We start from the raw sequence: 24,463 nt of genomic DNA on the forward strand, positions 1-24,463 counted from the left end.
CCTCTTGGTTTAAACCCGACAAGCCTCCCGTATCCGCCCGACTCCGTCAAGAGCGCTACCATCCGCACTTCTTGCCATGAAAATCCTGTGCGTTTGGCGTATCATCTGGGCCATTATTGAAACTGCAGGAGGCTCAACCCCGAGATGGCCATCAAGAACGCATTCTACGCTCAGTCTGGCGGTGTTACCGCTGTCATAAATGCCAGTGCCTGCGGGGTCATTCAGACTGCCCGCAAGCACCCTGACAAAATCGGCAAAGTTTTTGCGGGGCGCAACGGCATTCTGGGTGCGCTGAACGAAGAACTGATTGATACCAGTCTCGAAAGTGATGAAGCGATTCAGGAGCTGATTCACACCCCCGGCGGTGCCTTCGGATCCTGTCGTCACAAGCTGAAAAACATCTCTGAGAATCGCCGGGAATACGAGCGTCTTATTGAAGTGTTCCGCGCCCACGATATCGGTTACTTCTTTTATAACGGTGGCGGCGACTCCCAGGATACCGCCTACAAGGTCTCGCAGATCGCCGAGAAGATGGGCTACCCCATTACCTGCATCGGCATCCCCAAAACGGTGGACAATGATCTGCCCTTCACAGACTGCTGCCCGGGCTTTGGCTCTGTCGCCAAGTACATTGCTACCTCTACCCTGGAAGCCAGCCTGGATATCAAATCCATGTGCGAAACCTCCACCAAGGTCTTCATTCTTGAGGTAATGGGTCGTCACGCCGGCTGGATTGCCGCTTCCGGGGGCCTTGCAGGCCAGGGCGAAGGCGAGCCACCCCACATTATTCTGTTCCCGGAAATACCGTTTAACCGCGATGCGTTTCTGGAACGGGTAGACTTTTGTGTGAAGGAGTATGGCTACTGTGTGGTGGTTGCCTCTGAAGGCGCCCAGTACGAGCACGGCCGTTTTCTGGCAGACGCCGGCGCCAAGGATGCCTTTGGCCACACACAACTTGGCGGTGTAGCGCCGGCATTGGCCAATATGGTCAAACAGGCGCTGGGGCACAAATACCACTGGGCGGTTGCGGATTACCTGCAGCGCAGTGCACGCCATATCGCTTCCGCAACCGACGTTGAGCAGGCTTACGCGGTAGGCAAAGCGGCAGTAGAAATGGCTCTGGATGGCAAGCAGGCCGTGATGCCGACCATCGTGCGCGAACAGGCAAAACCCTACGTCTGGAAGATTGGTGAAGCACCGCTCAGTGAGGTAGCAAACCAGGAAAAGAAAATGCCGATCCATTACATTACTGATGATGGCTTCGGTATTACAAAGGACTGCCGGGACTATCTCGAGCCGCTGATTGCCGGCGAGAGTTTTCCTCCTTTCGACAACGGCTTACCCCGGGTTGCGAAGCTGAAAAACACGCTTGCACAAAAGAAACTGAAAACCGACTTTCAGCTCTGAATGACAGCTTGATCGCCCAGTTTTTTCGAGCAGTCGAAAAAAGGCCCTGCAGCTTGCTGCAGGGCCTTTTAAGAATCTCAAAAACATGGCTTAGTGTACTTTGCCCGCTTCCAGTTCCCGCACATAAGCCGCAAACTCGTCGTAACCGCCAATGTATCTGCTGCCCACAAGTATCTGGGGAACGGTATGGACAGCACGGCCAATTTTTTCAGCAATATCTGCCTTTGTCATATCGTGTTCGATCATATCGATCCAGGTATATGGCATGTTACGAGACTCACACAGGCTCTTTGCGCGCACACAGAATCCGCAACTTGAACGGCCGTAAATCGTCACCTGCTCCATAAAAACCTCCGGAATGGTTACCCCGGCACAATTCCGGGGTGATATTTGAAAAGGGTGTTAAAAATCCTGAAAACATGATGACATGATTGTGGAAAATTAAAAATTGATGCTTTGAATGGCCGTCATAGTACCGGATCATACGTAGAGCATTTTCATTGATTGAAAGGAGCAATTACTCATCACGGCAAGGAGAACTCTGTGGTCTACCTGACACTGTTTCTGACCTCTTTCGCCGCAGCTACGCTGCTGCCGGCCTATTCAGAGATACTGGCAGGCACGCTGGTTGCACAGGGATACTCTGTATGGTGGCTGTGGTTCTGGGCCACGCTCGGCAACACCCTGGGGTCAGTGGTTAATGGCGCCATTGGCAGGCAGATAGACCGCTTCAAACACAAGCGCTGGTTTCCCATAAGTGAGACGCAGCTGCACAAGGCCAGGAACAGCTTCAACCGCTATGGTCAGTGGTCTTTATTGCTGGGCTGGTTACCACTGGGCGGCGACGCTCTGACCCTGGTCGGCGGAATCATGCGTGTGCCCTGGCTCAACTTTGTTGTGCTCGTGGGTATCGGTAAAGGTCTGCGTTACGCCTTTGTGATCTGGCTGGTCGCCGAAGCATCCGGCGTGTCATTGCCTTCGCCGTAGAGGTATTTGCGCAACAGCGTCTCACCGTTAAATTCAGAATGCAGCACCGCAATGAAGGTATATACCCCGATCAGCTTGCGATTAAGGAATACGAATTCTCTGGGCGGCACGCGGAAGTAACGGCTTATCGCCGACCGCGCCGCCTGCCGGGCAACCCGTGATGGCAAGTCGCTTTGCTTCCAACGGTACTGACCTTTGCTGTTTACGGCTTCATCCGGCCAACTTTCGTGATCACTGGACAACGGTTCCAGAACCGACATACAAACCTGGCCAAATGTCTCCAGGACCTCTTTCGGCCAGTCTGTATTCATGAAGCGGAGCTTTACGCCTCCATCGATCACAGCATCGAGATCATTTTCGTATGACGCCTGGATCATCTGGATAACCGGATCAAGAAACTCTTTGGAGTACGACTGCACTGCCCCGAAATCCAGCAGCACAATGCGGTCATACTCAACACCTTCGCCGTCTTCTCCGGCAATGCGAATACGATAGTTCCCGAAGTTAGGATCTGTCTGGATTTCGCCCCAAACGAACAGTTCCCGGAAGAAAAGCTCAAGGGCTGCTTCCCCTAACGTGCTGCGGCGCTGGAGTGAAAGCTCACGAACGGCACCGGAGCTGACAGAATGACCATGCTCATAGGTTGAAGCGATAACGTGTGCGCTGGAATACTCCGGCAGCACTCTGGGCACCACGAAACGCGGATCCTCTGCCAGCATCTGGCGAAACTTCTCCGTGGTACGTGCCTCCAGACGGTAATCGACTTCCCGATGCATCATTTGACGGACTTCTTCCAGCCAGTCTTCAAACTCTGGCCCAAAACTCACCAAACGAGCTACTCGGAGCAGCTGAGCCACAGCATTCAGATCGCTGTCTACAGCGTCCGCAACACCCGGATACTGAACCTTTAACACAAGCTCAAGACCGTCTCTGCGCCGCAGCGCCCGGTGGACCTGCCCTAAAGAAGCCGCACCTATAGGCTCCGGGTCTATATCCAGCTCTGCAAGCTGTTCGCTGCCCAGCTCCGCCTTGAGCACTCGCTCTATCGCGGGCCACTCCAGGGACGTCGTCTGATCTTCCAGGGTATGCAGCGCTTCGGTGACCTCTTCGGGCAAGAAATGCTCGCCGTAAAGCGCCATCACCTGGCCGATTTTAACCACGCTGCCTTTCAGCTTGCCGAGCTCATCTACCAGCAAGCGAGCCTGCTTGGAGAGCATGGCTCGATGGCGCTCATCCCGCCGCTCCTTACTGCTGAACCAGTTGGTCGCCATGTGCGACGCCACACGTGTTCCGGCAAAGAGCCCTGCGCGAGTCAGGCTCAGCCGACGTTCAAAGCTGCCTGTCTTGATGCGTGAGACTGATTTACCTGAGTGTCTGGATGACATGTATACCTGTCCGAATCGGAGAATTTAAGCACCCTGATTTAAACTCTGATTTGATCTATTCAGCGTAACAGTACCGGATCATTTAAATCATTATACGGACACTCTAACCACCTGACCCACCCGATTCGACCTGTAATTTCCAGCCAGCCCTCCAACACACCTAGCTAGATGCTGGCCTGGTTTTCCCAGCCCCGGCGATAGCTCACACTGGAATCGCCCAGGCCGGCGACCAGCTGGCTTATCAGGCGCTCTTCAATATCATCGATGGATGCAGAGGCAACAAAATCACTGACCTGGCACATGGCCAGTCCGGCATAACCACAAGGATTAATTCTCTGAAATGGCTCCATGTCCATAGCGACATTCAGTGCCAGACCGTGAAAAGAACATCCGCGGCGCACCCGCAAACCGAGGGACGCAATCTTTGCGGCTTCAACATACACGCCCGGGGCATCTGGCCGGGGCTCCGCGGTAATGTTCAGACCTGCGAGTGTGCGCACAACAGCCTGCTCAATGACATCAACCAGCGCTCTGACACCCATCTTGCGGCGAGACAGATTGATCATCAGATAAACCACCAGCTGCCCCGGCCCGTGGTAGGTCACTTGCCCACCCCGATCGACCGGAATAACCGGAATATCACCGGGCGCAAGAATATGCTCGGCTTTTCCGGCCTGCCCCTGGGTATAGACCCTGGGATGCTCAAGACACCAGAGTTCATCCTTTGTGTCATCGTCTCTGTCTGCTGTGAAGCTTTTCATGGCCTCCCAGGTTTCCAGATAGGGCTGGCACCCCAATGATCTGACAATCAGCTCAGGCATCGGGCTTAAAGCACCATGTGCACGCGGCCGCTGGCCTTAAGATCTACGAACAAGGCTGTTAATTGGGACTCGCCTGTCGCAATGATCGTCAGCTGAACCGAGCAGAAGCGCCCTTTACTGCTGTCCTTGACGGAAACATCCGACTCACTGATTCCCGGTGCATGCTGCTCAACAACCCCGATCACAAACTCTGTGAAATCCGGGGCAGAATCGCCGATCACCTTGATGGCATAGTCACAAGGAAACTCAATTTTTGGTGCTTTTGGCTCACTCATGCCGCTTTACTCCCGGGCTCAAATCGCCCTTACTAGAATAACTGAACAAAAAACAGCTTGATGGCATCCCAGATACGTTTGAACAGACCACCCTCGGGAATGTCCGTCAGGGCGAGTACGGGCTGGTCGATCAGCACCTCTCCGTTGAACGACACCTTTACTCGCCCCAGCTCGTCACCAGCCTGAACCGGCGCCTTGATTACCGAATCGAGATCGACGCTGGACTCGAGGCTGTCCCGGGATCCGCGGGCAATGGTCACATAAGCGTCTTCAAGCATACCAACAGAGAGTTTATCCGACTGGCCACCCCATACCTTGGCTTCAATAAGCTCCTGGCCAGCCCGGAACAACAGCTCGCTCTCATAGTAGCGGAAGCCGTAGTTCAGCATTTTCTGAATTTCCTGGGAACGGGCCTGGGAGCTACTGGTACCCATTACCGTCGCAATGAAGCGGGTATCGTTGCGTTTTGCCGAAGCCACCAGGCAGTACCCGGCTTCTTCTGTATGACCGGTTTTCAGGCCGTCAACACTATCATCACGCCATAACAGGCTGTTGCGGTTAGGCTGCCGGATGTTGTTATAAGTAAAATGCTTCTCCGCGTAGATCGGATAGTTTTCCGGATAATCATTGATAATCGCACGCGCGAGAACGGCCAGATCATAGGCCGTGGAAAAATGATCCGGGGAAGGCAGACCCGTTGCATTCTCGAAGTTGGTGTCTTTCATACCCAGCAGCTGGGCCTGCTGGTTCATGATATCCACGAATGCTCCTTCACTGCCCGCAACAAACTCCGCCAGCGCAACAGACGCGTCGTTACCGGACTGGATGATGACGCCTTTGAGGAGATCCTCTACGGATACACTGGTACCTTCTTTGACAAATGTACGTGAACCTTCTGTTTTCCATGCTTTTACGCTGATTGGAACCATGTCGGACATGTTGATCCGACCCTCGTCCAGCTCACGTTCAACAATGTAGGCCGTCATCATTTTCGTCAGGCTGGCCGGCGGCAGCCGCTCGTTACTGTTCTCCTCCATGATAATGCGACCACTTGTCGGATCCATCAGCACGTAAGAGCTGCCAGCAATCTGTGGCGGAGACGGGATCAGCACAGTCTGGGACATGGCTTTAGTTGATACAGAAAGCATCAACACCAAGGCGAGAGACGCAAAAATAAAAGAAATCGAGCGAAAAACTGATTTTAATGCCATGGGTCCATTCATTCGTCGTTAAGTGTGTTTTAAGTTTGGTCTGACGCCTAATGCGAATCGGTCAGCACAATTGACTGAGAAAATCCTCTTGCCTCCAGCAGGCTTTGGGTCCTTCTCGCACTGCTTTCATCCTGGAAAGGCCCAACCTGTACCCGATGAAATCGCCCGGAATCAGTGTCTACAGAGCGCACCCGTACGGGATTACTGAGCACGCTCTTCGCGCGCACCTGCAGCTGTTCTGCGGGGTCACGACTGCTGAAAGATCCGAGCTGAACAAACAGTCCGCCGCTGGCACCCTCGCCATAGTTTACGGCCACAGTACTTTCCGTTGCGGGTGTAGCCTGCTTCACCACCGGCTCTCCGCCTGGGGCAAAAGGCTGACCTGCGATAAACATCCGACCATCCGGCTCGACCGTAATCGCTTCAACTTCTACCCGGGCAGTTCCGCGTGACTGATAACCCAGTTTCTTGGCCGCAGCGTAAGACAAATCGATCAGGCGGTCACCATGAAATGGCCCGCGATCATTGACCCGAACGATAACTGTACGACCATTATCCAGGTTGGTCACCCTTGCATATCCGGGAATCCGCAGTGATTTATGGGCCGCCGACATTTTATACATATCGAACGTTTCACCGTTGGATGTTTTGTGTCCGTGAAACTTCTCGCCGTACCAACTCGCTGTACCACGGGCAACATAACCGTCATTACTGTCCATGACAGAGTATTGCTTGCCCCAGACCGTATACGACGACATGTTTCCTGCTCTGGCGGGCTCATGATAAGCAGGCACTGCATCTGACAACCCGGAGGCATCAAAGTTTCCGGAAGGAGCTCTGTCCTGACTTATGGTATAGCGCGAAGAATGATCAGCGCCGGCCGGTGACGGAGATGAGGCGCAACCAGCCAGTATCAGAGCTGCCCATACTGCCAGCCATGCACGAATAAAATTTGATATCACTGTCCAGACGCCCCCTGAAATACTCGCCGGAAAATGAATAAAACACCGCGGCGCATACTATTGTAACGGGTTCTCTGCACGTATCACCATTACCAGCCTGACATCAGGCCGTGATCATCCTGCGATGAGTGTGTATGGACATCAGAATTCCAAACGCGGCCATCAACGTGACAGTTGAGGTGCCTCCATAGGAAACCAACGGCAAGGGCACCCCGACCACAGGTAGCAAACCACTCACCATGCCAACATTCACGAATATATAGATGAAAAAGGTCATCGTCAGCGCGCCTGCTACCAGCCGGCTGAACGAATCCTGGGCAGTAACTGATATGAAAAGACACCTCAGAATAATCAGGAAATACACGCTGAGCAGCACCAGAATTCCGATAAAGCCGAACTCCTCCGCCAGCACAGCCACAATAAAGTCCGTGTGACTCTCCGGGAGAAATTCGAGGTGCGACTGGGTACCCTGAAGCCACCCTTTGCCGTCAAAACCACCGGAGCCAATCGCCGTTTTGGACTGGATAATATTCCAGCCAGCGCCCAGAGGATCGCTCTGGGGATCCAGTAGTGTCAGCACTCGCTGCTTCTGATAGTCGCGCATGCCGAAAAACCACATCACAGGCGCGGCAACAGAAACCATAACAAAAAATGCGCTGATCAGTTTCCAGCTCATGCCGGCAAAAAATACAACAAATAATCCCGCCATACCCACCAGAAGCGACGTTCCAAGGTCCGGCTGTTTCACGATCAGTACCATGGGGAGCAGCACGATCGCGAGACCCACACCGATACGGGACAGCCTTGGCGGCAAAAAATGCCGCGACAGGTACCAGGCAGCCATCATGGGCACGACCAGCTTCATCAGTTCTGATGGCTGAAACCTGGGCAACCCTGGCAGTGCCAGCCAGCGCTGTGCACCTTTCGCTCCGACACCAACAACCAATACAGCGATCAGACCAACCAGACCCAGACCATACAGCCAGGGAGCCCAGCGCCGAAATACAGAGGGGTCGAGCTGGGCAAATACCAGCATCACAATAAAGGCAACGCCAAAGCGCACGCCTTGCGCTTTGACAACATCAATATTGCGGTCTGCACCGCTATAAAGCACAAACAGCCCGCCAGAAACCAGGATCAAAAGCAGAAAAAGCAGTATCGGATCCACATGCAGAGCTGACCACAACCCCCTCGGACGTCCGAGAGGGTTGCTCGCTGTTGAACTGAACACTTCCCGGGTGGCCACTAACGCACCTCGTTTTCAATATCGGTTTTGCTGACCAGCGCGCCGTCACCAGATTCAGAAAACTCCAGTATCCAGGCGTCGAACAGGGCCCGGGCAACAGGGGCTGCGGTACTGCTGCCACCGCCGCCGTTTTCAACAATCACCGCCACGGCAATCTGCGGATTTTTCAATGGTGCGAAGCCGACAAAAAGGGCGTGATCGCGCAACCGCTCCCGAACCTCTTCTGCATCGTATTCTTCATCTTCGGCAAGACTGAACACCTGGGCGGTGCCGGTTTTTCCGGCCATTCGGTAAGGCGCTCCCTGGCCAGCGGAACGCGCAGTACCCTTCACGCCATGCATCACTTCGGCCATGGTATCTGTAATAAACTCCCAGTCACTCGGGTCTTTGAGAGTCAGCGGTTCATGGGTTTCATCCGGCAAAAACTCATCCACCGATCGGTCACCCTGAATATCCTTGAGTAGCCGCGGCTCAACCCACACCCCACGGTTGGCAATCAGCGAGGTCGCCGTAGCGAGCTGCAGTGGTGTAGAAAGCATAAAACCCTGGCCGATCCCGAGATTAACCGTGTCACCGGGATACCAGGGCTCATTGCGCGTTGCCCTCTTCCAGTCCGGAGACGGCAGAAGGCCACTCAAAGCCCCGGACACATCCAGAGTTGCATCTTCGCCAAAACCGAAGCGGGACAAATAGCTGACCATGGTATCGACGCCCATTTCCACAGCGGCTTCATAAAAATAAACGTCACAGGACTGAGCCATTGCATAAGTCAGATCAACCCAACCGTGCCCTCCTCGCTTCCAGTCGCGCCAACGACGGCCAGAGGAGTTGATCTGGAAATGTCCCGGATCCCAAATGGTGTAATCCCGCGTTACTGCACCGCTATCGAGTGCCGCAATTGCCAGCATTGGCTTGAGCGTGGAACCGGGAGGGTATTGCCCCCGCAGGGCGCGATTGAAAAGCGGTTTATCTTTGCTGTCACTTAACTCGCGGTAATCCGATACGCTGATACCGGTAACAAATTTATTGGCGTCAAAGCCTGGCACGCTGGCAAGCGCCAGAATTCCGCCTGTTGCGGGCTCAATGGCGACGATAGCTCCCCGACGGCCATCGAGAAGCTCATGCGCCCGGTTCTGCAACCGCAGATCAATGTGCAGCTGCAGATCTTCACCCGGTACAGGGTTTTCCCGCTCGAGAACTCTCAGAGTTCGGCCCCGCGCATTGGTTTCTACATGCTGGTAGCCAACCTTTCCGTGCAGCATTTCTTCGTAAAACCGTTCGACACCGGATTTTCCGATGTAGTTGGTGCCTGCGTAGTTGACCGGATCAATACGCTGCAACTCATCACGGTTAATACGACCAACAAAGCCCAAGGCATGGGCCGTCAATTCACTGTGGGGGTAATACCGGACCAGTTCTGCCTCAACCTCCACACCGGGCAGTTCGTGCCGATGCACCGCCAGGCGGGCAATTTCGTCTTCGGTCAGATCATAACGCAGCGGAATTTCCTGAAAGGGACGCCGGGGCTCCCGCAGGCGGCGCTGAAACCGCTCCATATCTTCTTCAGAAACATCGAGAATCCTGACCAGCTGCTCCAGCGTCGCTTCCATACCGCCGACCCGCTCCGGCACGACAGTTACACTGAACACCGGGCGATTTTCCGCCAGCAATACCTGATTCCGGTCGTAAACCAGCCCTCGGGGAGGCGGCACAGACTGGACCTGAACACGGTTTTTATCGGAGAGAGTGGTGTAAATATCATGCTCCACTACCTGGAGCTGATACATTCTCGCTATGAGCGTTGCCAGGAGCAAAAACACGACCACCAGCATAACCATGGCACGACGCTGGAAAAGCCTGCGCTCGGCGGCAGTGTCCTTGAATTCACCCCATGGCATGGTTGCTTCCTAGGCCCGGTGGTACGGGTGGTTGCGTGTAATCGACCAGGCTCTGTAAAGCTGTTCCGCCAACAGGATACGCACCAGAGGATGGGGCAAGGTAAGAGGAGAGAGCGACCATTGCTGGTCTGCACGCTGGCGGCAGGGTTCGGCCAGGCCGTCTGGCCCGCCGACGAGAAAGCTCACGTCACGACCGTCCTGCTGCCAGCTTTCGAGCTGGCTGGCCAGTTTTTCAGTAGACCAGGGACGACCACCAACCTCCAGTGCGACAACCCTGTCCTTGGAGCCGGCAGCGGCCAGCACTGCCTCGCTTTCACGCTGCATGAGCCTCGCGATATCAGGATTTTTACCACGATGGGGCATGGCAATTTCTACCAGTTCAAGAGGCATTTCCGGAGGCATACGACGCGCGTAATCGTCGTAGCCCTTACTGACCCAGTCGGGCATTTTTTGCCCTACACAGATCAGGCGCAACCGCACGGTTACTCGCTGCCCGCAGCACCAACATCAGGTGCATCGCGCCAGAAGCGCTCCAGATCGTAAAACTCGCGGGTAGCAGGCAACATTACGTGAACAACGACGTCTCCCATGTCCACCAGGATCCAGTCGCTGCCGCCACCACCTTCCACACTGCCGACACGGACACCCTTTTCTTTGGCGTCAACGACAACGGAATCCGCAAGGGATTTTACGTGGCGGTTGGATGTACCGGATGCCAGAACCATGAAATCGGTAACGCTGGTGCGGTCCCGTACATCAATAACGCTGATGTCCTTTGCTTTTACGTCTTCAAGTGCGTTCACTATCAGATCTTTGAGTTGCTCTGCCTGCATAATCACCCTGTTGTCCGGGTGCCGGCCGGAATGGCCACCCGAAAAGTCATATTCGAACGCGATTGTAACACTAAAAGTTCTTCACTGGGCATGCCCCGTAAAGCCCCATACGCTGAATCTCCGCCCAAACCACATCGGGCATGAGGTAACGGGGGGACCGCCCGCTGCCAATCCGCTCACGAATACCGGTTGCGGAGATGTCCAGCCAGGGCGGATCCAGCTCCAGAATGCGGCCCGACACCTTGCCACCAAGGGCTTTGACACCGTCAGCTTCGCTATAAACCCCACGCTCTGCAAGCAATCGGGCAGGCTCGCCTGCAGGATCCAGCTCAGAACCCGGGCGCCGCACAACAATGATGTGGGCGAGGCCTGAAATCTGCCGCCACTCTTTCCATCTGTCAAAGCCGGCAAATGCATCCGTGCCCACAATCATCACCAGGGGAACATCTGCACCCAGTTCGCTGCGCAACTGGCGCAGCGTATCTGCCGTGTAGGATGCACCTTCACGGCGCAGTTCGCGGTCATCAATACACAGGCGGGGCTCGCCTGCTATCGCCAGCTCCAGCAAGCGCAGCCGTTGCGCAGCCGTGGCGCCGGTCTGACCCCGGTGCGGTGGAATATGACAGGGTACAAGGCTGACCGGCACATTCCCGAGCCGTTCACTGACCTCAAGCGCAAGGCGCAGATGGCCATGGTGCACCGGGTCGAAGGTACCGCCGTAAATCACATGCATCGGCATCAGGCCCGGATATGGCCATCGCCAAAGACAACGTACTTCTGCGAAGTCAGGCCTTCAAGCCCGACCGGGCCACGGGCGTGTATCTTGTCTGTGGAGATACCGATCTCGGCGCCGAGGCCATACTCGAAACCGTCTGCAAAGCGGGTCGAGGCATTAACCATTACCGAGCTTGAATCAACTTCTGTGATAAAACGCCTGGCACGGGTGTAGTTCTCCGTGATGATGCTATCGGTATGCTGAGAACTGTACCGATTGATGTGCGCGATGGCTCCCTCCAGACCTTCTACCACGCGAATAGCCAGCACTGGCGCCAGGTATTCTTCCCTCCAGTCTGCTTCCGTGGCCGCTTTAATATTCGTAAGAATTTCCCGGGTCTGCTCGCACCCACGCAGCTCAACGCCCTTTTCGATAAAAGCCGGCCCCAGCAGCGGCAGCATGTCGGCAGCAATTTCCTTGTCTAACAACAGGGTTTCCATGGTGTTGCAGGTGCCGTACCGGTGAGTTTTGGCATTAACGGCAACTCTCAGCGCCTTTTCCGGATCGGCATGACTGTCGATGTAAACGTGACACACGCCATCAAGGTGCTTGATAACCGGCACTCGCGCGTCTCGACTGATTCGCTCGATCAATCCCTTTCCGCCTCTGGGCACAATGACATCCACATATTCGGGCATGGTGATCAATTCGCCGACAGCTGCGCGATCGGTGGTTTTGACAACCTGCACCGACGATTCCGGCAACCCGACCTCTGCAAGACCTTGCGCCAGGCACAAGGCAATAGCCTGATTGGAATGAATGGATTCGGAACCGCCGCGCAAAATAGTGGCATTGCCGGATTTAAGGCACAGGCTTGCAGCCTCAACGGTTACATTGGGACGGGACTCATAGATAATGCCGATAACACCCAGGGGCACACGCATTTTGCCGACCTGAATGCCAGAGGGGCGATAAGTCATGTCGGTAATTGCACCAATGGGGTCTGGCAAGGAAGCTACTTGGCGAAGCCCTTCAATCATAGCGTCGATGCGTTCAGGCGTGAGCTCAAGCCGGTCCAGCATGGCGTCGTCCAGACCATTTTCCTTGCCGCTGGCAAGATCAAGGGCGTTGGCCTCGGCGAGTTCACTGCGAGCAGCATCGAGCGCTTCGGCGGTTGCCAACAACGCGCGGTTGCGTGTCTCGGTCGTAGAGCGGGCTACAAGTGTTGCCGCTGCACGGGCTTGCTGACCAAGTTCGGCCATATAAGCTGCAATATCCATCCCTTTACCTTTGTATTTTCAGTCAGAATTCAGGAATAAGAGGCTAACTTTACCTTTCCCGTTTCAAGTACGCACCTCAAACAGATATTATACCGCTGCGGTACAACGGGAACTCCGGAAAAGGACGAATACCATGGCCCAGACGGCCGAGAAGTTTTTGCTCAACCGGTTATCACGCGCCAGCCTTGTATTTTTTGTGGCCGTGGCCGTTTTGTGCGCCATACTGGGAGAGCCGCTCACCGCGGCAAGCGCCGCAGCCACCGCGGGCATTATTATCAGCGGGCGCAGCTTTCATCCCGGGCGCGCAACCCGCCCCTGGCCCACCGTGCAGAAACTGTTTTTCGCGACGTTGATACTACTGCTGATGACGAGCTTCTGGACAGGCCCCTGGGCGCTCAGTCATTGGCTTTACGGCCTTGTGCTGGTTGCATTTGCTCTGGTTCCGCGAGGCATAGCGACCCTGATAACAGTGATTATGGTCGTTCTTGCAATGGCCGCGGCCCACTGGGCCGAGGGCATCGCTGATCGCCACCAGATGATCAGCGCTTTTCTGCTGACCATTCTCCTTTCTGCTCTTCTTATATTTTTGCGCGAATACAAAACCCGCCAACTGGCACCTCTGAGGAGAACCGACGAACTCACTCAGGCCGCCAGCCGCGAATACCTTTCTGCAGACCTGCACAAGGAAATCCAGCGCAGCGAGCGCGAAGGAACCGACATGTCAATTGTTATGATTGGTCTCGACGCCCACACCAGCGACAACGATCCGGATGAGGATATCCGCTCGATTCTTCCGCGAATAGGCCGCTTCCTGCACTCTCAGATACGGGATTTCGACACCTACTATCGAGCGGCAGACCTGCAATTTCTGGTGATATTACCGGGCGTCGCTACCCATGAAGCCATCACCCAGGCAGAAACAATCCGCAAAGGGCTTGGTACGCTGCTCGAAGCCCATGGCATGAATCTGACCGTCAGCACCGGCATCGCCGGACTCAATATCGGCGACGATGCAAACAGCCTGCACCAGAGCGCAGCCAACGCACTGCGTCGAGCACAGCAACAGGGCGGAAACCGGACTCAGGCCTACAGCACCTGGACACCCAACAACACCCAGCCAAGAGCGGAAGGATCTGCGCCATGACAGAAACCCGGCTGAGAACCTGGACACACAGCGTTGGCTATGGCCTTGCCAGCCTGTTCATTTTTACTCTGGCACTGCAGAACCTTCGCTATGGCTTTTACGAGCTGTTCTATCTGGCAACGGGCATGACAGCTCTGACGCTTGCGGGCCTTGCCTACACCTTTCTGAGCCGCCGACACCAGCTCTCTGCGCCAGGCCATCTGGTTATTCTCTCAGGCCTTAACAGCGGGCTTCTGGCGGCCATGTTAACCATGAACAGCCCGGGCATTTCCCATTGGGCCATGCCACTGCTTGTACTCAACCTGCTGATACTGCCGCTCCGTCAGGCGCTTATGCTGTCTCTGCTTCTGCTCACCCCAATGGCCATTCTGCTCTTTGTGAAGCAGCCTTCCGCAGACGCTTTGACTGCGGTAAGCGGCCTGCTCATTGTCCTGACGGTCGCAGCACTTTATATATGGCATTACGACCACATGGCACAGTCGGCTGAAGATCTCGCTATTACCGACCCGGTTACGGGCGCCCACAACGCTCGCTTTCTTGATGAGACGCTACAGAAAGAAATCAGCCGGGCCATTGCGACCGGCCACAGCCTCTCAGTGATCAACCTGACCATAGATTACGCCGACGAAGCTGCCGACCTTCACGGACAACCTGGTATGCAGGGACTGTTTTATAACATGACTCAGCACCTGTTCGGCGTGATCCGGGCTGGCGACACACTGTATACGCTGAATGATTCAGAGTTCTTTCTGATTCTGCCATTCACGCCCGAAGAAGGCGTTCGGGTTATTTCAGAGCGCATCAGGCGCACGATCTCTGAAAATCACTGGCCTGTGATCGGTAAAGCCACGGTCAGCCTGGGTTGTACAACCCGCGGCAGTAGTGACACCCGCACCGATACGCTGCGCAACCGTGCACATCAAGCCATGCTTGAAGCCCGCAGGCGCGGGGCTGATTCGGCCTGGTTCAGCCCGGGAGAAGCGCTTCGTACATGAACAGCGTCTGGCTTACGGATCTGACCGCATGGCTGAGCGCTAATCCGGGATGGTTGTCGCTGGCGCTCTTCAGCACCGCGTTTGTTGAGTCGCTGGCAGTTGCAGGCATCATTGTGCCCGGTGTTGCATTTCTGTTCGCCATCGCCGCACTGGCGGCGCAGATCGGCATGCCCCTGATGACCGCGCTGGTATGGGCCTGGCTGGGTGCAGTCGCAGGGGATACAACAAGCTTTGCGATCGGCAGGCTTTTTCAGGGCCGGCTGACCAGCGTGTGGCCGTTGAGCCGTCATCCCGAGCTTATCAAAAAAGGTGAGCGCTTCTTCCGAAGTCACGGCGGCAAGAGCGTCATTATCGGGCGCTTTATCGGGCCCGTCCGTCCAGTTATTCCACTGGTAGCCGGTGCGCTTCTGATGCCCTGGCGCCGTTTTCTGGCATTCAACATCGGGTCGGCCATGGGCTGGGCACCGGTTTATATTTTGCCGGGGTTTCTGGTGGGTAGCGCATTGGCAAGCGAGGCACCGCCACCCGCTCATTTTTACCTGGTTACCGGCATCAGTCTCGCGACCCTGGCGGCGATCTACGTCGTTCTGTTCCGCTTCCAGCTCGGCCTCGGCGAAGACAGCCGGTTTTATCACTGGCTGCAGCGGCAGATGGCGCAGTACGAGGCAACCCATCGCTTCTGGCGCCTTTACACAAATGAGCGCCCGGCACATGAAGGTGAGTTTCCGTTAGCCTCTTTGATGCTGGCGCTCGGCTCTATTGCGCTGCTGGTTTTCTGGGGGCAGATTGTAACCATGACACAGTTGATTGCGCCGTTCGATCAGCTGGCACTGCAATGGTTCAGCGATTTACGCCGACCATTACTTGATGCCCCGGCAATCGTTGCAACCCTGATGGGCGATCCACCCGTTCTTACCGCGGCAGCCGTGCTGGCTGGCCTGGCATTGGCGTTTCGCGGGCACTACGCTGCCGCCGTTCATATACTTCTGGCTGCCGTTACGACCATTGTGCTGGTGTGGGGCCTGAAATCCGCAATTGGCATTGTGCGTCCGGACCAGGTTGTAAACCCACCCTCATCCGGCTCTTTTCCCAGCGGCCACACCACAGGCATCACGGTGCTTGTTACCTTGCTGGCCAGTTTTGTGGCTGCCGAAGCCCGCAACCGAAATCGCTGGCAGACGTACATAACGCTGTCATTACCGCTGATTCCGGTGGCCTTCAGCAGGCTTTATCTAGGGGTGCACTGGTTCAGTGATATCGTAGGGGGGCTGTTGCTGGGGCTGGCAATCACCGGCGCAACAAGAGCCAGTTTCAGCAGGTTTGACCGGGTTCCTATCGCTCCGGATATTGTGACAGCCATGGCGGCCATAACCTGGCTAGCATTCAGTAGCAGCTACATCTGGCTCATGTGGCCCGATGCCATACAGCATTACGCGCCAGCTTCGTGATGCCCTCAGCCCTCTTCGAGCGCTTCCAGCAATTCCTGCAGCCGACTCAAACGCGCCAGAGGATCCTGCATCTCCAGAAGATGCTGTTTTTCCTGCTTGTCCAGGGGTAACAGCTCAGTCAGCCGCCAGCTAACATCCCGGGCATCCTCGTAATCCACATTCATACCCAGCTCCTGGATGACCGGATGCCGGAAAAGCGCACGCAAAACGGATGGCAGCTCATGAAAAACGGTGGGGATCTTTTCCGCAGGCTCGACCGGCAGAAACTCCGATTCACCAAGATTTAACCCGTCATCCTGGCGCCAGCTTTGCGTGATAGAGACCTTGGCTTCGCCTTCTACCGTGATCCCCAACAACCCGTTCTCCAGTTGCTGAAAATCGATAATGCGTACATAGGTACCGGTTTCATAAAAAGACGCCACGCGCCCGGTTTCTGCGCCATCACGCAGCAGGGTTATAACAAATCCCTGATCATCCTTCAGGCAGCGGGTCAGCATGTCGATATAGCGAGGTTCGAACAGCTGCAGCGGAATCCTGCCACCAGGCAGCACCACTGAGCTGAGAGGGAAAATTGGAACTTTCATCGAATGGACAGCAATTGTTGAACTTCGTCGACCCGCGCGCGCGCCTCAGTCAGAAGCTCAAGGCTGCGGGATGCGTTCAGTTCGAGGTCGCCCAACCTGCGATATGCGGGCACCTGGTCGAACGGTGGTAAACCTTCGTTCTGACTCGAACCTATCATGGCGTGAAGCTGCGCCACGATCACGACGTCTACCAGTTGCGGCTCTTCCTCCCGGCTCTCGTAATCCCAGTCTTCTGCGTGCCGGACGGCATCGACAAACGCGGGCGGGAAAGACCAGCTTTCGAGAATCGCTGTACCTACATCCGCCCTGAGTTCGCTAACGGCATTCTGTAAATTAGCGTCGTCGGCAAACAGGTTCACATGGTGCTCTGCCTGCACCAGAATCGGAACCACACCTATATCGTGAAGCAGACCTGCCAGCAGCGCCTCTTCCGGGTTAAGCCGGGTAGCATGATCTGCCAGTACCCAACACAGCGCTGCGACTTCGCGGGAATGTCGCCACAGCTTTTCCATCTCGTTCTGCAGTGATGGCTGGCGGCTTTTGAAGACCTCCCGCATGGAGAATACCGTAACAAGCTGCCGCGTTGTTCTCATGCCCAGGCGTATAACCGCCTCGCGGACATTGCGTACATCGCTGAACCCTCTATAAAGAGGGCTGTTACAGGCCCTAACCAGTTTCGCCGCTATGGCGGGATCAGCTGACACAGCGATGGCAACCTGGTCTGCGGTTGAATCTTCTTTATCCACTGTGCGCCGTACTTTCCAGGCGACATCGGGGACGCTGGGCAGCTTCAGCTGGTTCGAGCGGAGCTCGGCGTAGAATTCCATCAGTAGATGATGTTCTTCACTCTCCCCGCTATCACCGCTCTCCCCTGAGTCCATCTCAACCTGAGCAACCGGAGCAGCCCGCAGCAGCTGGTTGAGAACATCCTGCTCCACTACCAGAAACTCACAGGGCTTTACCGCGGTCACCTCATACATTCTTGGCTGCAGCCTGGCAATGGGATTCAGCGCCTTTTCGGTTTCGGCTTCAACAACCGTTTTGCGGCCATCAACCGACTCGAGCTCAACTTTCCCTGTGACCAAAAAATAATCCAGGCCATCCCGCACACCGCGCTCCAATACTCGCTGGCCCGGGCCATGAGATCTGCGCTCGGCTCGGCTGGCCAACAATACCAACTGGTCATCGGTCAACCGGTTCAACGGCTGAAACTCTTTCAGACGACGTAGCGGCAAGCTGTCCTGGCTAGCCATAGGCAATCTCCTTCGTAGGCTCAAGGCGTGGAGTTGATTCATGATATCTGTAAGCTATTGTAACCACCGCGCAGCAAAACAACCATGCGCAGGGAGTCTAATCTGGTATCCTTTATCTCTTCATTGAAGCCATCACCAAGCATCCATCAAGAGAGAACAGAGCACCATGCCTCAGTATCGTTCGCGGACTTCTACCGCAGGCCGTAATATGGCCGGCGCCCGCGCCCTCTGGCGCGCCACCGGCATGAAAGACAATGATTTCGGCAAGCCGATAATCGCCGTTGTCAATTCCTTTACCCAGTTTGTACCCGGTCACGTTCACCTCAAAGATCTGGGGCAACTTGTTTGCCGTGAAATTGAGGCTGCAGGTGGTGTAGCCAAGGAGTTCAATACCATCGCAGTGGACGATGGCATCGCCATGGGCCATGACGGCATGCTTTACTCACTGCCTTCGCGCGAAATTATCGCGGACTCCGTTGAATACATGGCGAATGCCCACTGCGCTGACGCGCTGGTATGCATTTCCAACTGCGACAAAATCACACCAGGCATGTTAATGGCTGCCATGCGCCTGAACATCCCCGCGATTTTCGTATCAGGCGGCCCCATGGAAGCCGGCAAGACCAAATTGTCAGAGCACAAACTGGACCTGGTGGATGCCATGGTCATAGCCGCAGATCCGACTGCCGATGATGAAATGGTCGCGGAATACGAGCGCAGCGCCTGCCCCACATGTGGCTCCTGCTCCGGCATGTTTACCGCAAATTCCATGAACTGCCTGGCTGAAGCCATAGGCCTGGCACTGCCCGGCAATGGTTCCGTGCTCGCGACCCATGCCGATCGGGAGCAGCTGTTCCTCAAAGCCGGACGTCAGATTGTGGAGAATACCAAGCGCTATTACGAGCAGGACGACGCCAGCGTTCTGCCGCGGAGCATTGCCTCTATGGCAGCCTTCGAAAACGCCATGATTATGGATATCGCCATGGGCGGATCCACCAACACCATACTTCACCTTCTGGCAGCTGCGCAGGAAGGCGGTGTTCCGTTCACTCTGAGCGAGATTGACCAGCTTTCCCGCAGGGTTCCGCAGCTTTGCAAAGTGGCACCAAACTCGCCCAAATACCATATGGAAGACGTGCATCGTGCCGGCGGCATCATGGGAATTCTGGGTGAATTGGAACGTGGAGGCCTGATCAATACAAACCTGCCCACCGTTCACAGCAAAACCATGAAAGAGGCGCTGGAAACCTGGGACATCATGCGCTCCCCGCCTCCTGAGGTTGTCGAGTTCTACAAAGCTGGCCCAGCCGGCATCCCGACACAGACCGCCTTCAGCCAGAGTACCCGCTGGCCCAGCCTCGATGGCGACCGCGAGACAGGCTGTATTCGTTCGGTTGAGCACGCCTATAGCTCTGAAGGTGGTCTCGCCGTTCTTTACGGCAACATTGCCGTTGACGGCTGCGTGGTCAAAACTGCCGGCGTGGATGAAAGCATCTATGTGTTCGAAGGCAAAGCCCGGGTTTTTGAAAGCCAGGACTCTGCAGTTGCCGGCATTCTGGCTGACGAAGTCAAACCCGGCGAAGTGGTTATTATCCGCTACGAGGGACCCAAAGGCGGCCCCGGCATGCAGGAAATGCTCTACCCCACCAGCTACCTTAAATCCAAAGGGTTGGGTAAAGAATGCGCACTTCTGACTGACGGGCGCTTCTCTGGCGGCACCTCGGGGCTTTCCATCGGCCACGCGTCGCCGGAGGCTGCGGCCGGCGGCGCGATAGGGCTTATCGAAACCGGCGATCCTATCCTTATCGACATTCCTCAGCGCTCCATCAATGTCCTGCTGGATCAGCAGGAACTGGACCGTCGCCGTGAAGCGCGAGATGCCAAAGGCTGGAAGCCGGAGCTGCCCAGAGAGCGCGCAGTGTCAGCGGCTCTGAAAGCCTACGCTCTGCTTGCAACCAGCGCTGACAAAGGCGCAGTAAGAGATCTGGAAAAGCTCGGCTAAGTTCTGGCTCTTGCACAAAAAAGCCCGCGCAGACGACCTGTGCGGGCTTTTTACTATTACCTGGCTCAGAACAGGGACCAGCCACCGTCCTCTTCTTCCTCAATGGCATCTTCTTCAACAGGCTCAGGCTTGCTGACCGCCGCTGGCCTGGATTTGGCCGGGCTGGAAGTGTTCGCAGCTGCCGCAACCTGAACACTGATCATTCCCAGCGCCTTCTTGGTTGCCTCGTCCAGAATCCCGTTTGCCTGAAGTCCATTATCCTTCTGAAAGCGGGACAATTCAGACCGGGTGGCGTCGTCCATCCGGGAATTCACGTTCGTGATATCGTATCCGGCACCGTACAAGGCATTTTTGAGCGAAACCGTCTCGTCGGCGAAGGCTGCGGGTGTGAAACCCATCATGGCTGCTGCTGTGACGGCTGCGAGCCCAAGGCGGCCCATACGGATGGTCGCGTTTTTTATGATACTCACCTGCTTTACTCCTGATATCTCAGCGATATCCGTTTCTTTCTTGTTATGTGGTGCCCATCTCCACAGGCTGGGGCGAACCGGAAAAGACTAACATACTTTTGTATCCTGTCGCTTTAATCTACATCACGGTCATGAGCCGCAGTTCTCTGGGACTCTTCGCTGAACTCACGGATAAAGATCCCCCAGAAGGCCATAAACAATGCAGCGACCAGCGGGCCCATCACAAAACCGTTAATACCGAACATCGCAAGGCCGCCCAGAGTGGAAAGCAGCACTATATAATCGGGGAGTTTTGTATCACGCCCAACCAGAATCGGACGCAAAACGTTATCCGCAAGCCCTATCACTACGACTCCGAATATCGTGAGCACCACGGCCTGAACAATATCGCCCACGGCGGCCAGATAAATTGCAGCAGGTACCCAGACCAGTGCAGCGCCCACGGCCGGTAGTAATGAAAAGATGGCCATTACTACGCCCCACAGCAAGGCCCCGCCAATACCCAGAATCCAGAAAATAATGCCGCCCAGTGCGCCCTGAATAATGGCTATAAGGAGGTTACCTTTGACCGTTGCACGGGTTACTTCAGCAAACTTGGCAAACAACAGGCGCTCACGCTCATCCCCCAAGGGGAGCGCGCGGATCAACAAATCAACCAGTGAACTGCCATCACGCAGCAGGAAGAACGACAGGTACACCATAAGAGCCAGCCCGAGGAAAAACTGGAATGTATTCTGGCCTACGCCCAGGGCCTGTTTGGCAAGAAACTGACTACCGCCCACAAAAAGGCTGACGACCCGGTCGCGGATTTCACTGAAGCTGATATCAAACTGCGCCAGAAGTGACTGGATAGCCGGGAAAGACTTGTTTACCTGATCAATATACTCGCCAGGTTTTATCTCGCCTTCCTGGATCTGTTGATAGATTCCCACCCCCTCGGCCGCCAGGGATGTGATCAGTACCAATACAGGAATGACCACGATCAACATACAAACCGTCAACGTGATCAACGCGTTCACGTTTGGCCGTTCTCCAAGCCGGCGCACCAAAAGCATCTGGAATGGATGAAAAATCAGTGCAATAGCAACCGCCCAGAAGATCGGCCCGAAAAAAGGCTTCATAAGAAACACGAAAGCCAGAGATACGCCGACCAGCATGGCAAGAAAGGTTCGTGTCTCAAGTTTTGCGTACATAATTCCGTTTATCCCAGTGAAGTTCAGACACGCGCTAGCCTATCACGACCAAATGGCCACTGGCGCATGCTTCAGGTTATAGTGCAAGGTTGTTGATCAGCTATTAAACAGGTCATGGTATTGGAACAGGAAACCTTTACTACGGAAACAGCCCTGGACGCTGCGGCGGAATTACGGCGGGTGCTTGCTGCCAGAACTCATCGCCGAAAGGTAATGGGCCAGGAAGTTCTGGTACCGGGGCAGCTCGGCGAGGCATTGCAACTGCCGCGAATTCTTAACCGGCTCCAAAGCAAACAACAGCGCTTTCGCGATCAGGGCCTGGACGACTTTCAGGAGCTATGGCCGACCCTTTCTGCATCTACCCGCGAAAAGGTTCTCAGGGCTATTGGCTGGTACGACCCGAAAAATCTTGACTGGGAAGACAAGCGCTCAAACCGGCGACCAAAAGTCGACCCGGGCAGTGCCTGATTCAAAGCCGCAACGCTCTGTTACGCAACTCAAACACATGAAACCGCCAACTGATTTATCCTGAGTCTGCAACCAATCAGTCAGGACAGTCGATGGCATGCGTATTCTGAGAACCGACGAAGGCCGTTTTTCAGGTCTTCCGGACTACCCTTTTCTCCCTCATTACCTGGATGTCGAGCCAGGCCTCAGGATGCACTATGTCGACGAAGGCCCAGCCGGAGCATCGCCCGTTCTGATGCTCCATGGAGAGCCTTCCTGGTCATACCTGTACCGCCATATGATTCCTGTGGTAGCTGGTGCAGGGCATCGGGTACTGGCACCGGATCTCATAGGCTTTGGCAAGTCTGACAAACCGGCATCCATAGAAGACTACAGTTACGATCGCCATATGATATGGCTGACAAACTGGCTTGAAGCACTGGACCTCAAGAACATAACTCTGGTTTGCCAAAACTGGGGGTCACTTCTGGGTTTACGACTTGCTGCGGAACTTCCACATCGTTTTCAACGGATCATTGTCGGCAACGGCATGCTGCCAACCGGCGAGACCCGGGCACCGGCAGCGTTCAGCATGTGGAAGGCTTTCGCTACCCACAGCCCCTGGTTTCCGGTCAGCCGCATTGTGCAGTTTGGTACCGAGCGGACACTGAGCAAGCATGAACTGGCAGCCTATGAGGCGCCCTTCCCGTCAACAGAGTACAAAGCGGGGGCACGAGCCTTCCCTAAACTTGTGCCCATGTCGCCGGACGACCCGGCAAGTAACGCCAACAAAGCTGCGTGGCGAGTCCTCGAAACCTGGCGAAAGCCCTTCATTACCTGCTTCAGCAGCGGCGACCCGATCACCCGTGGAGGCGATCGCTACATGCAGCGCCGCGTTCCGGGCGCCCTCGGACAGCCGCACATCACCCTGCGCGGCGGGCACTTCCTGCAGGAAGATTCCCCAGAGGACTTTGCGCGCATTATTATTGATGCGTTAAAAGCTGAAATGGCGGCCTGAGCCGCCATTCCTTCACAAAACCTCTGAATCTGAAGCCTTTAACCAAAGACCGTCGCCGTCTGGCGACTGATGGCCAACAAATCGCCGCGCGGCGTCCAGACTCCGGCACTGAAATGACAATAGCCGTCTCCTGCCTGCTCAATCGTCGCTTTGTAAAGCAGCCAGTCGTCAGGCTCTAGGGCCGGCCTTGGATGGATAATATCGAACGCCCAGGACAGTGAACTGGCTGGAACCCGGGATTTGAAGTGCTGGAGAACCGGCGCCGGCCAGGCATCGATGAGCGCGACAATGTGGGCATCTGTCAAAACGTCGGGCACTTCCCTGAACCGCATCCAGCCACCCATTTCACGCCCGCTTCCACCCGTGAACGGCATACTGCCGTATGCCCAGCGCATATCTATGTGGCCGATAAATCCCGGGGTGACACCTTCAATGAATGGCAGTCCCTGGCACTGATCCACTGGTTTTGCGTCGGGAGCCGGCACTCCATCTATGCGCACAGCCGAGTCCCGGTCGCCCGCGAAAGCGCCGATGCAGATTACCCGCGGTTCTCCGTTCTGGATAATTCGCCCTTCTACCTGACTAACCGACCCGCCCTCGCGCAGAATCTGTGCGTCAAAAACCGCGGGAACATCTGCCTCCACCGGACCTACAAACGATACGTGCATGGATCGTACCGGCCGGTTATCCGCAACCGCGTGTTCCATACGATCGAACAGCAGGCCGGTCACCAGGCCGCCAAACGTTGCGCGCCCCTGAGACCAGGTCGCAGGCATTACCAGCTCTTTGCTGGCGCGGCCAGCTGCAATCAATTCATCAAAGGTCATAATGCTATCCTGTTAGCAACCTATCAGCAGAAACAGGAGATTGCCCAAAATACGAGTGCAAC

25 protein-coding genes are annotated in these 24,463 nt (G+C 55.6%); 8 read left to right on the forward strand and 17 right to left on the reverse strand.

The features are described 5' to 3' along the window. The first annotated feature begins 144 nt into the window (after nucleotides 1-144). Nucleotides 145-1,407, forward strand: a complete 1,263-nt coding sequence (locus ACN0RL_RS13840) for a 6-phosphofructokinase (RefSeq protein ID WP_417517752.1) — start codon at nucleotides 145-147, stop codon at nucleotides 1,405-1,407. 90 nt (nucleotides 1,408-1,497) lie between these two features. Here ACN0RL_RS13840 and ACN0RL_RS13845 read toward each other — a convergent pair whose 3' ends face one another. Then, complete coding sequence (locus ACN0RL_RS13845) at nucleotides 1,498-1,752, reverse strand: GrxA family glutaredoxin (RefSeq protein WP_417517754.1); 255 nt, start codon at nucleotides 1,750-1,752, stop codon at nucleotides 1,498-1,500. A gap of 198 nt (nucleotides 1,753-1,950) precedes the next feature. Here ACN0RL_RS13845 and ACN0RL_RS13850 point away from each other — a divergent pair, with 198 nt between their 5' ends. After that, nucleotides 1,951-2,394, forward strand: a complete 444-nt coding sequence (locus ACN0RL_RS13850; RefSeq protein ID WP_417517756.1) for a YqaA family protein — start codon at nucleotides 1,951-1,953, stop codon at nucleotides 2,392-2,394. On the opposite strand, the gene ACN0RL_RS13855 is transcribed toward ACN0RL_RS13850, so the two are convergent. The 11 genes from ACN0RL_RS13855 to ACN0RL_RS13905 all read right to left on the reverse strand — a co-directional run bounded on the left by ACN0RL_RS13855 (nucleotide 2,334) and on the right by ACN0RL_RS13905 (nucleotide 13,020). Beyond that, nucleotides 2,334-3,779 carry an ABC1 kinase family protein gene (locus ACN0RL_RS13855; RefSeq protein ID WP_417517758.1) on the reverse strand — a complete coding sequence of 482 codons (1,446 nt, stop codon included), beginning with the start codon at nucleotides 3,777-3,779 and terminating at the stop codon, nucleotides 2,334-2,336. The genes ACN0RL_RS13850 and ACN0RL_RS13855 overlap by 61 nt on opposite strands. A 164-nt stretch (nucleotides 3,780-3,943) precedes the next feature. Beyond that, nucleotides 3,944-4,600 (reverse strand): lipoyl(octanoyl) transferase LipB, encoded by a 657-nt coding sequence (gene lipB, locus ACN0RL_RS13860; protein ID WP_417517760.1) that lies wholly within the window; start codon nucleotides 4,598-4,600, stop codon nucleotides 3,944-3,946. Nucleotides 4,601-4,605: 5 nt separating this feature from the next. Continuing rightward, nucleotides 4,606-4,875 carry a YbeD family protein gene (locus ACN0RL_RS13865; protein ID WP_417517762.1) on the reverse strand — a complete coding sequence of 90 codons (270 nt, stop codon included), beginning with the start codon at nucleotides 4,873-4,875 and terminating at the stop codon, nucleotides 4,606-4,608. 32 nt (nucleotides 4,876-4,907) lie between these two features. Continuing rightward, complete coding sequence (locus ACN0RL_RS13870; RefSeq protein ID WP_417517764.1) at nucleotides 4,908-6,086, reverse strand: D-alanyl-D-alanine carboxypeptidase family protein; 1,179 nt, start codon at nucleotides 6,084-6,086, stop codon at nucleotides 4,908-4,910. A gap of 47 nt (nucleotides 6,087-6,133) precedes the next feature. Further along, nucleotides 6,134-7,045 carry a septal ring lytic transglycosylase RlpA family protein gene (locus ACN0RL_RS13875; protein WP_417517870.1) on the reverse strand — a complete coding sequence of 304 codons (912 nt, stop codon included), beginning with the start codon at nucleotides 7,043-7,045 and terminating at the stop codon, nucleotides 6,134-6,136. A gap of 106 nt (nucleotides 7,046-7,151) precedes the next feature. Continuing rightward, the gene (rodA, locus tag ACN0RL_RS13880) at nucleotides 7,152-8,294 is read right to left on the reverse strand and encodes a rod shape-determining protein RodA (protein ID WP_417517766.1); all 1,143 of its coding nucleotides are present in this window, start codon (nucleotides 8,292-8,294) and stop codon (nucleotides 7,152-7,154) included. After that, nucleotides 8,294-10,192, reverse strand: a complete 1,899-nt coding sequence (mrdA, locus tag ACN0RL_RS13885; protein WP_417517768.1) for a penicillin-binding protein 2 — start codon at nucleotides 10,190-10,192, stop codon at nucleotides 8,294-8,296. The genes rodA and mrdA overlap by 1 nt, the downstream gene beginning before the upstream one ends. Nucleotides 10,193-10,201: 9 nt before the next feature. Next, nucleotides 10,202-10,672 carry a 23S rRNA (pseudouridine(1915)-N(3))-methyltransferase RlmH gene (gene rlmH, locus ACN0RL_RS13890; RefSeq protein WP_417517770.1) on the reverse strand — a complete coding sequence of 157 codons (471 nt, stop codon included), beginning with the start codon at nucleotides 10,670-10,672 and terminating at the stop codon, nucleotides 10,202-10,204. A gap of 2 nt (nucleotides 10,673-10,674) precedes the next feature. Next, entirely contained in the window at nucleotides 10,675-11,025 is a 351-nt protein-coding gene (rsfS, locus tag ACN0RL_RS13895) for a ribosome silencing factor (protein WP_417517772.1), read from the reverse strand. Nucleotides 11,026-11,095: 70 nt separating this feature from the next. Then, nucleotides 11,096-11,758, reverse strand: coding sequence for a nicotinate-nucleotide adenylyltransferase (nadD, locus tag ACN0RL_RS13900; protein ID WP_417517774.1), 663 nt, complete (start codon nucleotides 11,756-11,758; stop codon nucleotides 11,096-11,098). 5 nt (nucleotides 11,759-11,763) lie between these two features. After that, nucleotides 11,764-13,020: a glutamate-5-semialdehyde dehydrogenase gene (locus tag ACN0RL_RS13905; RefSeq protein ID WP_417517776.1), complete on the reverse strand. Its 1,257-nt coding sequence runs from the start codon at nucleotides 13,018-13,020 to the stop codon at nucleotides 11,764-11,766. A gap of 133 nt (nucleotides 13,021-13,153) precedes the next feature. Here ACN0RL_RS13905 and ACN0RL_RS13910 point away from each other — a divergent pair, with 133 nt between their 5' ends. The 3 genes from ACN0RL_RS13910 to ACN0RL_RS13920 are packed head-to-tail and all read left to right on the forward strand — an operon-like array spanning nucleotide 13,154 to nucleotide 16,607. Continuing rightward, entirely contained in the window at nucleotides 13,154-14,164 is a 1,011-nt protein-coding gene (locus ACN0RL_RS13910) for a GGDEF domain-containing protein (RefSeq protein WP_417517778.1), read from the forward strand. Then, the gene (locus ACN0RL_RS13915; RefSeq protein ID WP_417517780.1) at nucleotides 14,161-15,159 is read left to right on the forward strand and encodes a GGDEF domain-containing protein; all 999 of its coding nucleotides are present in this window, start codon (nucleotides 14,161-14,163) and stop codon (nucleotides 15,157-15,159) included. Before ACN0RL_RS13910 ends, ACN0RL_RS13915 begins: the two co-directional genes overlap by 4 nt. Then, complete coding sequence (locus tag ACN0RL_RS13920; protein WP_417517782.1) at nucleotides 15,156-16,607, forward strand: bifunctional DedA family/phosphatase PAP2 family protein; 1,452 nt, start codon at nucleotides 15,156-15,158, stop codon at nucleotides 16,605-16,607. Before ACN0RL_RS13915 ends, ACN0RL_RS13920 begins: the two co-directional genes overlap by 4 nt. A 5-nt stretch (nucleotides 16,608-16,612) precedes the next feature. Here ACN0RL_RS13920 and ACN0RL_RS13925 read toward each other — a convergent pair whose 3' ends face one another. Both ACN0RL_RS13925 and ACN0RL_RS13930 read right to left on the reverse strand, forming a co-directional pair. Beyond that, a complete protein-coding gene (locus tag ACN0RL_RS13925; protein WP_417517784.1) occupies nucleotides 16,613-17,191 on the reverse strand; it encodes an LON peptidase substrate-binding domain-containing protein in 579 nt (192 codons plus the stop codon). Next, nucleotides 17,188-18,444, reverse strand: coding sequence for an HDOD domain-containing protein (locus tag ACN0RL_RS13930; RefSeq protein ID WP_417517786.1), 1,257 nt, complete (start codon nucleotides 18,442-18,444; stop codon nucleotides 17,188-17,190). Before ACN0RL_RS13930 ends, ACN0RL_RS13925 begins: the two co-directional genes overlap by 4 nt. A gap of 166 nt (nucleotides 18,445-18,610) precedes the next feature. On the opposite strand from ACN0RL_RS13930, the gene ilvD reads away from it, so the two are divergent. Then, complete coding sequence (gene ilvD, locus ACN0RL_RS13935; RefSeq protein WP_417517788.1) at nucleotides 18,611-20,446, forward strand: dihydroxy-acid dehydratase; 1,836 nt, start codon at nucleotides 18,611-18,613, stop codon at nucleotides 20,444-20,446. A 65-nt stretch (nucleotides 20,447-20,511) separates the two neighbouring features. Here the strand turns inward: ilvD and ACN0RL_RS13940 are convergent, their stop codons facing one another. Both ACN0RL_RS13940 and ACN0RL_RS13945 read right to left on the reverse strand, forming a co-directional pair. After that, entirely contained in the window at nucleotides 20,512-20,916 is a 405-nt protein-coding gene (locus ACN0RL_RS13940; RefSeq protein WP_417517790.1) for a peptidoglycan-binding domain-containing protein, read from the reverse strand. Nucleotides 20,917-21,029: 113 nt separating this feature from the next. Beyond that, the gene (locus ACN0RL_RS13945) at nucleotides 21,030-22,109 is read right to left on the reverse strand and encodes an AI-2E family transporter (protein WP_417517792.1); all 1,080 of its coding nucleotides are present in this window, start codon (nucleotides 22,107-22,109) and stop codon (nucleotides 21,030-21,032) included. 114 nt (nucleotides 22,110-22,223) lie between these two features. On the opposite strand from ACN0RL_RS13945, the gene ACN0RL_RS13950 reads away from it, so the two are divergent. Both ACN0RL_RS13950 and ACN0RL_RS13955 read left to right on the forward strand, forming a co-directional pair. Next, nucleotides 22,224-22,577 carry a hypothetical protein gene (locus ACN0RL_RS13950; protein WP_417517794.1) on the forward strand — a complete coding sequence of 118 codons (354 nt, stop codon included), beginning with the start codon at nucleotides 22,224-22,226 and terminating at the stop codon, nucleotides 22,575-22,577. A 97-nt stretch (nucleotides 22,578-22,674) separates the two neighbouring features. Next, on the forward strand, nucleotides 22,675-23,574 hold the full coding sequence (locus tag ACN0RL_RS13955) for a haloalkane dehalogenase (protein ID WP_417517796.1): 900 nt from the start codon (nucleotides 22,675-22,677) through the stop codon (nucleotides 23,572-23,574). Between the two features lie 38 nt (nucleotides 23,575-23,612). On the opposite strand, the gene ACN0RL_RS13960 is transcribed toward ACN0RL_RS13955, so the two are convergent. Further along, the gene (locus ACN0RL_RS13960) at nucleotides 23,613-24,401 is read right to left on the reverse strand and encodes an acyl-CoA thioesterase (RefSeq protein ID WP_417517798.1); all 789 of its coding nucleotides are present in this window, start codon (nucleotides 24,399-24,401) and stop codon (nucleotides 23,613-23,615) included. Nucleotides 24,402-24,463 lie beyond the last annotated feature (62 nt).

The sequence above is a fragment of the Marinobacter sp. genome (assembly GCF_048259445.1).
Taxonomy (GTDB): domain Bacteria; phylum Pseudomonadota; class Gammaproteobacteria; order Pseudomonadales; family Oleiphilaceae; genus Marinobacter.

Excerpts from the sequence above, each read along its gene's own strand:
- ACN0RL_RS13840 (WP_417517752.1), top strand. The coding sequence starts at position 145 with ATGGCCATCAAGAACGCATTCTACGCTCAGTCTGGCGGTGTTACCGCT.
- ACN0RL_RS13845 (WP_417517754.1), bottom strand. The coding sequence starts at position 1,752 with ATGGAGCAGGTGACGATTTACGGCCGTTCAAGTTGCGGATTCTGTGTG.
- ACN0RL_RS13855 (WP_417517758.1), bottom strand. The coding sequence starts at position 3,779 with ATGTCATCCAGACACTCAGGTAAATCAGTCTCACGCATCAAGACAGGC.
- lipB (WP_417517760.1), bottom strand. The coding sequence starts at position 4,600 with ATGCCTGAGCTGATTGTCAGATCATTGGGGTGCCAGCCCTATCTGGAA.
- ACN0RL_RS13865 (WP_417517762.1), bottom strand. The coding sequence starts at position 4,875 with ATGAGTGAGCCAAAAGCACCAAAAATTGAGTTTCCTTGTGACTATGCC.
- ACN0RL_RS13870 (WP_417517764.1), bottom strand. The coding sequence starts at position 6,086 with ATGGCATTAAAATCAGTTTTTCGCTCGATTTCTTTTATTTTTGCGTCT.
- mrdA (WP_417517768.1), bottom strand. The coding sequence starts at position 10,192 with ATGCCATGGGGTGAATTCAAGGACACTGCCGCCGAGCGCAGGCTTTTC.
- rsfS (WP_417517772.1), bottom strand. The coding sequence starts at position 11,025 with ATGCAGGCAGAGCAACTCAAAGATCTGATAGTGAACGCACTTGAAGAC.
- nadD (WP_417517774.1), bottom strand. The coding sequence starts at position 11,758 with ATGCATGTGATTTACGGCGGTACCTTCGACCCGGTGCACCATGGCCAT.
- ACN0RL_RS13905 (WP_417517776.1), bottom strand. The coding sequence starts at position 13,020 with ATGGATATTGCAGCTTATATGGCCGAACTTGGTCAGCAAGCCCGTGCA.
- ACN0RL_RS13910 (WP_417517778.1), top strand. The coding sequence starts at position 13,154 with ATGGCCCAGACGGCCGAGAAGTTTTTGCTCAACCGGTTATCACGCGCC.
- ACN0RL_RS13915 (WP_417517780.1), top strand. The coding sequence starts at position 14,161 with ATGACAGAAACCCGGCTGAGAACCTGGACACACAGCGTTGGCTATGGC.
- ACN0RL_RS13920 (WP_417517782.1), top strand. The coding sequence starts at position 15,156 with ATGAACAGCGTCTGGCTTACGGATCTGACCGCATGGCTGAGCGCTAAT.
- ACN0RL_RS13925 (WP_417517784.1), bottom strand. The coding sequence starts at position 17,191 with ATGAAAGTTCCAATTTTCCCTCTCAGCTCAGTGGTGCTGCCTGGTGGC.
- ACN0RL_RS13930 (WP_417517786.1), bottom strand. The coding sequence starts at position 18,444 with ATGGCTAGCCAGGACAGCTTGCCGCTACGTCGTCTGAAAGAGTTTCAG.
- ilvD (WP_417517788.1), top strand. The coding sequence starts at position 18,611 with ATGCCTCAGTATCGTTCGCGGACTTCTACCGCAGGCCGTAATATGGCC.
- ACN0RL_RS13945 (WP_417517792.1), bottom strand. The coding sequence starts at position 22,109 with ATGTACGCAAAACTTGAGACACGAACCTTTCTTGCCATGCTGGTCGGC.
- ACN0RL_RS13950 (WP_417517794.1), top strand. The coding sequence starts at position 22,224 with ATGGTATTGGAACAGGAAACCTTTACTACGGAAACAGCCCTGGACGCT.
- ACN0RL_RS13955 (WP_417517796.1), top strand. The coding sequence starts at position 22,675 with ATGCGTATTCTGAGAACCGACGAAGGCCGTTTTTCAGGTCTTCCGGAC.
- ACN0RL_RS13960 (WP_417517798.1), bottom strand. The coding sequence starts at position 24,401 with ATGACCTTTGATGAATTGATTGCAGCTGGCCGCGCCAGCAAAGAGCTG.